Raw genomic sequence first — 7,516 nt, 5'->3', positions numbered from 1 at the left:
GAAGCTGATACGCTAGAGAAACTTGAACATCTCTTGCCGTGGAATGCACCACTAGAAAAAGTTTCAAAAAAAGTGACTCAGTACAGCTAGGGGTAGAGTGCTGATTTATTGGCACTTACTTAATAGGAAAGGGTCTAAGGCCCTTTTCTTAATTATTATCATCTCATCGCTGAACCATCGCGAGCGGTGCTACCCGCTCAGTTCGCCTAGCTGTCCACATGGACTTATGATGAGCCTACTTTAAAACTTAACCAATGTGGTTCTCATATTCTACCAAAGAATCCATCAAATCCTTTAAGGAAACAGGACGACCAAACAAATACCCCTGATAAAGTAAACAACCATAACTTGCCAGAAGTGTTCTTTGGTCTTCTTGCTCTACCCCCTCTGCGATTACGGACAAGTGCAGGCTTTTTGCCAATGACACAATTGTCGATGCAATGTCGGCATCTTGGGTATCGGTTAACAAATCTCTAACGAAGGTTTTATCAATTTTCAGTTGATCCAATGGAAGACGTTTTAGATAGGATAAGGATGAATAGCCAGTACCAAAATCATCTAACGCAAACGTGACACCGATTGCTTGTAACGCTCGCATTTTTTCAATCGTGTCATCAATATCATCTAGCAACATACTCTCTGTAATTTCTAACTTCAGTTTGCTGGGATCTGCCCCTGTTTTAGATATCGTATCTTTTACTTTTTCGACAAAATCATGCGTACGTAACTGGTGAGCGCTGATATTTACGGCTAAGGTCAATGACTGAGTTGATGCTTGAGTGGTCCAACCCGCCAACACTTGACATGCCTCCTCCAAAATCCAATCACCCAACGGAATAATTAACCCAGTTTCTTCAGCGATAGGAATAAATTCATCGGGTCGAACCATGCCTTTTACGGGATGCACCCAACGCAAAAGTGCCTCTGTACCTACAATTTTTCCATGGTGATTGACTTGGACTTGGTAATACAACAAGAAGTCTTTGTTTTGTATGCTACTGCGAATATCATTCGCAAATTCGGCATATTCCATAACCTTGGTTTGCATTTCGGGATTGAAAAATCGATACGTATTTCGTCCTGCTGATTTTGCTTGGTACATAGCTAAGTCAGCTTGCTTCAGAAGTTCATCGACTCCCTCAGTATCACCAACAAATAAGGCAACCCCCACACTTAAGGTGCTATGATGCTCGACATTTGCAATAGAATAGGGTTGACCTAAGCTCATTAGTATTTTTTTGCAAAGAAGATCAACGTGATTCGATGCTGATTTTTCAGTTTCGCCTACATCTTCAAGCAGAATGATAAACTCATCACCGCCTATCCTTGCAACCGTGTCAGTTCGTCGAGTACAGGTTTGCAATCGCTCAGATGTTTTCACTAAAAGCTGATCACCCGCATCATGACCTCGCGTATCATTTAAGGTTTTAAAGTCATCTAGATCTAGGTACAACAGAGCCCCATAGGTATTCGTTCGCGCACTGGCTAATAATGCCTTTTTTAAACGATCCAGAAGGAGTTGACGATTAGGTAGTTGAGTCAACTGATCATAAAATGCCAACTGCTTAATTTTATTTTCCGCCGCTTTACGCTGGGTGACATCGTTCAAAGTCACAACATAATTCAGAACTTTACCCGTAACATCACTCATAACAGCCGTGATACTAACCCACTGTAGATACTCTTCCCCATTCTTTTTTTGATTCCATATTTCGCCTTGCCAGCTTCCATCCACCAAGAGTTTTTTACTCATTTCATGGTAAAAATGCTCAGTATACTTTTCAGACCTAAGTTTACTTAATGATTTACCTATCAACTCATCCGAATGAAACCCTGTAATATCAGAGAATGCCTGATTATTTCGGAGAATCACTTGATTACGATCCGTTACTAACATACCTTCACTTGATTCAAAAACAGTTGCAGCTATGTTCAAATCCTCAACCATGCTCTGCATGGCTTCACTAACTTGGTTATATTCGTATACACCCGTTGGCGTAAAGCCTACCCCCTTCATTCCCTTTTTGATCGAACCTATGTAGTTCATCATGTTATCTATTGCCCGTTTATGGGTGAAATGCAAAATAGATCCGGCAATAAATAACAACAATAAGAAACCACCCGATAAGAGTAAGAAAGATCGCCAATATTCAATGTAAACTGAGTCAAATCGATTACCTGCAACTCCTAACTCTAACCAAATAGGTGTTATAATTTTATCTAGCCCTAAGTCTTGCTTAATAAAATAAACATCATTGTCATACCAGAGTACACCATCAGATGTTAAGGGCCTTCGTACAGATTTTGAATTATTAATCTTAGCAGCACTGTCGAATATTATAGATTCCCTCGTACCTATCCTTAAAACATCTAAATCAGCTCTAGCAATAACATCTTGATGAAATATCTTATTATGGCTAATTGCAAACCCAGCAAAGATATAGCCTTTGAGTTGAATACTAGCCGGATCAAAAACCGGAACCGCTTTTAATAATACAGAAACACTTTCATCTTCAAGCAAAGTCCATTTATTTGTAAATAAAATAGGGGACTTTATGCTTTGTAAAATAGGGCCTATTCGATAAAGCGGAATACCGGCATCAAATAAAAGAGCGCCGGAATGATCGACAAGAAAAAATATATCTAAACTGGCACCAATCACAGAGTCCTGAAACATAAAAATCATGTCATCTGTTATAGACTCTACTGTCGAATTTTCACTAATGTTGGAATTTGGCATGAAATTTCGACTGGAAGTGATCGTGTGTAAATAAACATCCAATAGGTTAATTCGATTTTCTACCATGCTTTCAATTGTGCGTTGGCGTTGTAACAAACTCTGCTTAATATCCTCTTCAAATTTAGACTTGGCTGTTTGAACAGAATACCCCATTGATAAAATTAACGTTAAAAACCCCAGCAACCCAAATATCAGAGTGATTCTGGTTGTGAACTTGAGCTCCCAATGCGTCCTAGGACCTCGTTCACTTACCTGCTTACCATCATCACTCATCAATATTGACTCCAATTTCAACAATTCAAATCAATATTCAGACATGATTGTTGTTACTAAGGTTTAAACGCTATTTTGAGAGCTCAATTAGCCTTTGATAGGCTTCAACTTGAAGATCAAAAACACGTTTAAGTTCAACTTCATCCATTAGTATAACAGGCATCCGTATCACATTTTCAGTAACTTCAATAAAACGTGGATCTTGCACCACCGTTTGAAGTGCTCTATACAAGGTGTCGACAACCGCATCTGGAGTATTCGCTGGCACAGAGATAACACGTATCACATCCATACTAAACGGATAACCTAACTCCTTTAATGACGGGACGTCAGGGTAATAGAATAAACGTTCTTCAGGGAGCCCTGCTAGAACCACCATTTCTCCCGTCTTAGTATACACACCGTGAGTTCCTCCACTAAATGCAATTTGCGCTGCTCCCGATAACACCAAAGGTGCCATTCCGGCCCCACCAGTAGTAGGAATAAAGCGCAAACTTAGCCTTTCTTTTTTAGCGATGTACTGCATAATGAAACGATCTTGCAAATTCTGTGTCGCATAGACAAGACCTGGATTTTTCCGGGCGTAATCCAGAAACTCATGCCAAGTCTTGAAGTCTTGAACACCTCCAGTAACGAAGGCGGGTTGGTCTAAGGTCACTCCCGCAACATAACGAAAACTATTTAGCTGGTAAGAAGCGGGAGACACTAAAGGTGCAAATGTAAAAGGTAAGGACAAACCAAACTGAAACACATATCCCTGATCTTGATTATTTGCCAACATAGCCGCTGCCACCGCACCACCTGCCCCAGGATAGTAGATAATGTTCACCGGCTGTCCAATCACTTCTGACAGCACATCTGCCAAAACCTTACCTTGTATATCCGTGCTACCCCCTTGCTCAAAGCCAATCAACATTGAAAGAGGGCGAGTAGGAAACTCTGAGGCTTGCAACCACGGGCATAGAAAAATCAATAAAAATAGCGCTTCTCTTTTCATGATGTACGCCCCACCTTGCTTAATGGAATAAGCACATTAATTCTGTCATGTTTTAATTTTAGGAGTCTAGACCACTTAAGCAAGCTTAAAACACGTAAATCATGCTTCAGATCGACTAAATCTCTCTTTTGAAGGCAGACGCAATCAGCGATAATAGCCATCAATTCACTAACACCTTGTACACCTCTTACTGGAGAGCTATCTAGAATGAAAATATACTGGTACCGCTTGCGAGACCGGCTTGAGTCACTGCGTGCCAACAAAATCTTTGAAACGTTTGTTATTGCCGTCATCATTATTTCAGCCTTGCTGATAGGGGCAAAAACTTACGACGAAAGCAGCCGTTTTGAACAAGTCATGGTGTGGCTTGATCTGGGGATTACCCTCTTTTTTCTTTTTGAGCTCGTCATACGTGTAGCGGCTGAGAAGAGAACCATCGATTTTTTTAAGAAAGGTTGGAATATCTTTGATTTTCTGATTGTAACAGCTAGCTTGATTCCGATTGACGACTCGGAGATGGTACTGATCGCTCGCCTGCTGCGTATTTTCAGAGTTTTACGTTTGATTTCAATGATTCCTGAACTGCGCATTTTATTAACTGCACTTTTAAAGTCTATCCCTCGGATGGGGTATGTTGCTCTGTTGATGTTCATCATTTTCTACATTTACGCTGCGGTTGGTAGCTTTCTGTTTGAAAGCGTTGATGAAAAACTCTGGGGCAATATTTCACTGGCCATGCTTACGTTGTTTCAAGTTGCAACCTTTGAAAGTTGGGCGACAGCCGTTCTTTACCCAACAATGGAGCACTACCCCTACAGCTGGATTTACTTCCTAACATTCATATTCTTAAACGCATTTATTTTTCTGAATATGATGATCGGGATCGTGTTAGACGTCATGCAAAAAGAAAGTGCTGCAGAGCAACTGGAGTCCGGTGAAGGCGAAATTGCCGAAATTCACTGGATGCGCGAGCACATGCAAAGCATGTCTGAACAATTAGCACGTATCGAAGCTCAACTAAATGAGCAACGAAAACCTTAATCATCCAACAAGCGTCCTTGAAATAACACGTTTCATTCTCAAGGACGCTTCATCTTAGCGTACTTTCCAACGGTTAACACTGGTGTTCAATTCTGATGATACCACGCTTAATTCTTCACTGGACTTAGCTGTTTCACCTGCTTTGTCCATCGATATGCGTGAACTCTCAAAGCTATCGGAAAGGACACCAACCAACTCCTCTGTCATTTGACTTTGCTGATCTGAAATAGCGACGATATCCATATTAGCGCGAACAATATCTTGCAGAGAACTCTGGATGGTTTGCAGCGCACTCTGCGCATCTTTTGCCGTTACTTGGAGCACATCAAAGCGATCATGCTCTTTCGTCATCAGATTTTTAGTGCTTTCTGCGTTATTTAACAGCTTATTGATGATGACGTGAATTTCGGCAGCTGAGTTTTTAGAGCGTTGCGCTAGGTTACGAACTTCATCCGCGACTACAGCAAAGCCTCTTCCTTGATCGCCTGCTCTAGCCGCTTCAATCGCCGCATTCAAAGCCAGCAGATTCGTCTGCTCTGCCAGCTGAGTAATCACCTCTAACACATGACGTATTTGGTCAAAATCCAATACCAAATTTGAAATTGATTGAGTCGCTTCTGCCACTCCTTGAGCCGCTTGATGCACATCAGATATGACGAGCTGGACCGTCGAAGCACTTTGATCAATTGTGGTACTCGCCAAACGTGTCAATTCACTGGCTTGATGTGCTTGCTGGTTTACCGAAACCGCACTCTGAACCATCCCCTGTACCAACTGCTCGGCTTGCTGATTGCGCTCATTTTGTAAATGCAGTTGGTTAAACGTTTCTTCTGAGCCAAGGCTTAGTTTAACCGAAACCTGGCCAAGTGTTTCGCTAGCCTGACGACTGAGAGTAACTGACTGAGCGATTTCATCCATCAGTTGATTCAAAGCACCTGATATTTCTCCATACTCATCTTGACCTTTTAACGGGCTTTTATGAGTCAAATCACGGGTTGACTGGATTTTCAAAAGACTGCTGTGCAACACGCTAACAGGACGGCTAAATAAACGAGCAGCCAATAGTGCAAGAATGAGCGCTATCACTAAAACAGCAAGCGTTACGACAATGACCGATTGCGTAATTTGCTGACGCAATGTACCGACCATTTGCAGAGCTTCATCTTTTTCCATCTCTGTGACAATAATCCACTCGACCCCCTGAGCCGGAACAGTTCGATAACTCCCAATAACCTCTGCACCTATTGGGTTAATATAATGCGCTACATCCTCTTTTCCGGATATTGCTTGGGTAATCGCCTGACTTTCAAAACGCACCAAGGTAGCTAGTTGATTTCGTATCGGGATTAACGCCGCTTGTGGGCTTTGCTCTGATGAAAGTTTAGCCAAAAATTGGCTTGGATTTTCATCGTATTCACGCTTACTCGACAATAAATACTGATTTTGATTTAAAAGATAGGTATCACCTGTCGCCCCTAAGCCTTGTCCAACACGATTGCCTTGATTAGAAAGAATTTCATCTAATGAGCGCGTCCCTAATCGAACAGCAAACACGCCTAGGAGATTGGCTTGACCATCTTGAACATCAAATACTGGCATTCCAATAAAGGCCGATGGCATTCCACCTGCCGGGACATAAGGATGATAGTCAGAAAAAATGGGACGACCGCCAACAGGGGTCTGGATAGCTTGCCTAAACACATCACTCAAACCCGATAAGACAATCATCTCATGGTTAACATCTAGGGTGAAATCAGGCAGTTTTTTCAGCGAATAGACAATTTCACCTTCTGGATTGAGATAGTAAACATCCTCATAGCCATAAAAATTTGCAAAATCTAATAAATCTGGATGAAATTCACGATGGGCCAAGGTATAACGTGAGCGATCGGCTGGTTCAAACACCTGTTGTGCTTCATTCCATTTGACCGCTGATTCAACGAGATAATAGTATTGAAGGATCAGTTGTGGCTTCTCAAGGGATTGAACATAAGTACGGGCATCAAAACTATTTTGCCCCGAATTCCGCTGTAAATCTGCCAAGAACCCTGATTCTAAATAGGCCTGTAAAGCTTTTTGTTCCTCGAGTATTTCTTCTCGGCTGCGAACCACAGCATTAAGGCGATAACCACGATAGGCTGACGCCAATGCAGGCAAGGCTCTTTTTGCTTGCACGCCTGAGGCATAGCCAGCCACTTGCTGGCTCAAGGTATCTAGGTAGCCCGTCAAGCGTTGAGTTTGGGTATCATTGATAAATGCAAGTTTAAGCTCTGCTTGCTCAACCAATAAACTCTCACCCGCACGCAGACTCGAAAAACTGATCATTAAACTGGCAGCTAACGAGGCAAACAGAGAAACCCCGAGCATAATTAACAAGAGTTTAGTTCTAATACTCATCGGCCTTTCCTATCAACGCGTTACTAAATTAGATAGCAACAATGTTTCAAACGCTGCTCACATAAGAC

4 protein-coding genes are annotated in these 7,516 nt (G+C 41.9%); 1 reads left to right on the top strand and 3 read right to left on the bottom strand.

Translation table 11 applies throughout. From position 1 onward, the window contains the following. Positions 1 to 247 precede the first annotated feature (247 nt). Together DN062_RS11300 and DN062_RS11295 are read right to left on the bottom strand one after the other, a co-directional pair. Positions 248 to 3,013: an EAL domain-containing protein gene (locus tag DN062_RS11300; protein ID WP_112159428.1), complete on the bottom strand. Its 2,766-nt coding sequence runs from the start codon at positions 3,011 to 3,013 to the stop codon at positions 248 to 250. Between the two features lie 70 nt (positions 3,014 to 3,083). Beyond that, entirely contained in the window at positions 3,084 to 4,010 is a 927-nt protein-coding gene (locus DN062_RS11295) for a tripartite tricarboxylate transporter substrate-binding protein (protein ID WP_112159427.1), read from the bottom strand. 207 nt (positions 4,011 to 4,217) lie between these two features. Here DN062_RS11295 and DN062_RS11290 point away from each other — a divergent pair, with 207 nt between their 5' ends. Then, on the top strand, positions 4,218 to 5,051 hold the full coding sequence (locus tag DN062_RS11290; RefSeq protein ID WP_112159426.1) for an ion transporter: 834 nt from the start codon (positions 4,218 to 4,220) through the stop codon (positions 5,049 to 5,051). A gap of 54 nt (positions 5,052 to 5,105) precedes the next feature. On the opposite strand, the gene DN062_RS11285 is transcribed toward DN062_RS11290, so the two are convergent. Continuing rightward, positions 5,106 to 7,448, bottom strand: coding sequence for a methyl-accepting chemotaxis protein (locus DN062_RS11285; protein WP_112159425.1), 2,343 nt, complete (start codon positions 7,446 to 7,448; stop codon positions 5,106 to 5,108). Between the last annotated feature and the right edge of the window lie 68 nt (positions 7,449 to 7,516).

The sequence above is a fragment of the Nitrincola tibetensis genome (assembly GCF_003284585.1).
GTDB classification, from domain to species: Bacteria; Pseudomonadota; Gammaproteobacteria; order Pseudomonadales; family Balneatricaceae; genus Nitrincola; species Nitrincola tibetensis.
Note: the sequence above shows the minus strand (reverse complement) of the source record. Positions and strands in the feature narration are given on the sequence as shown.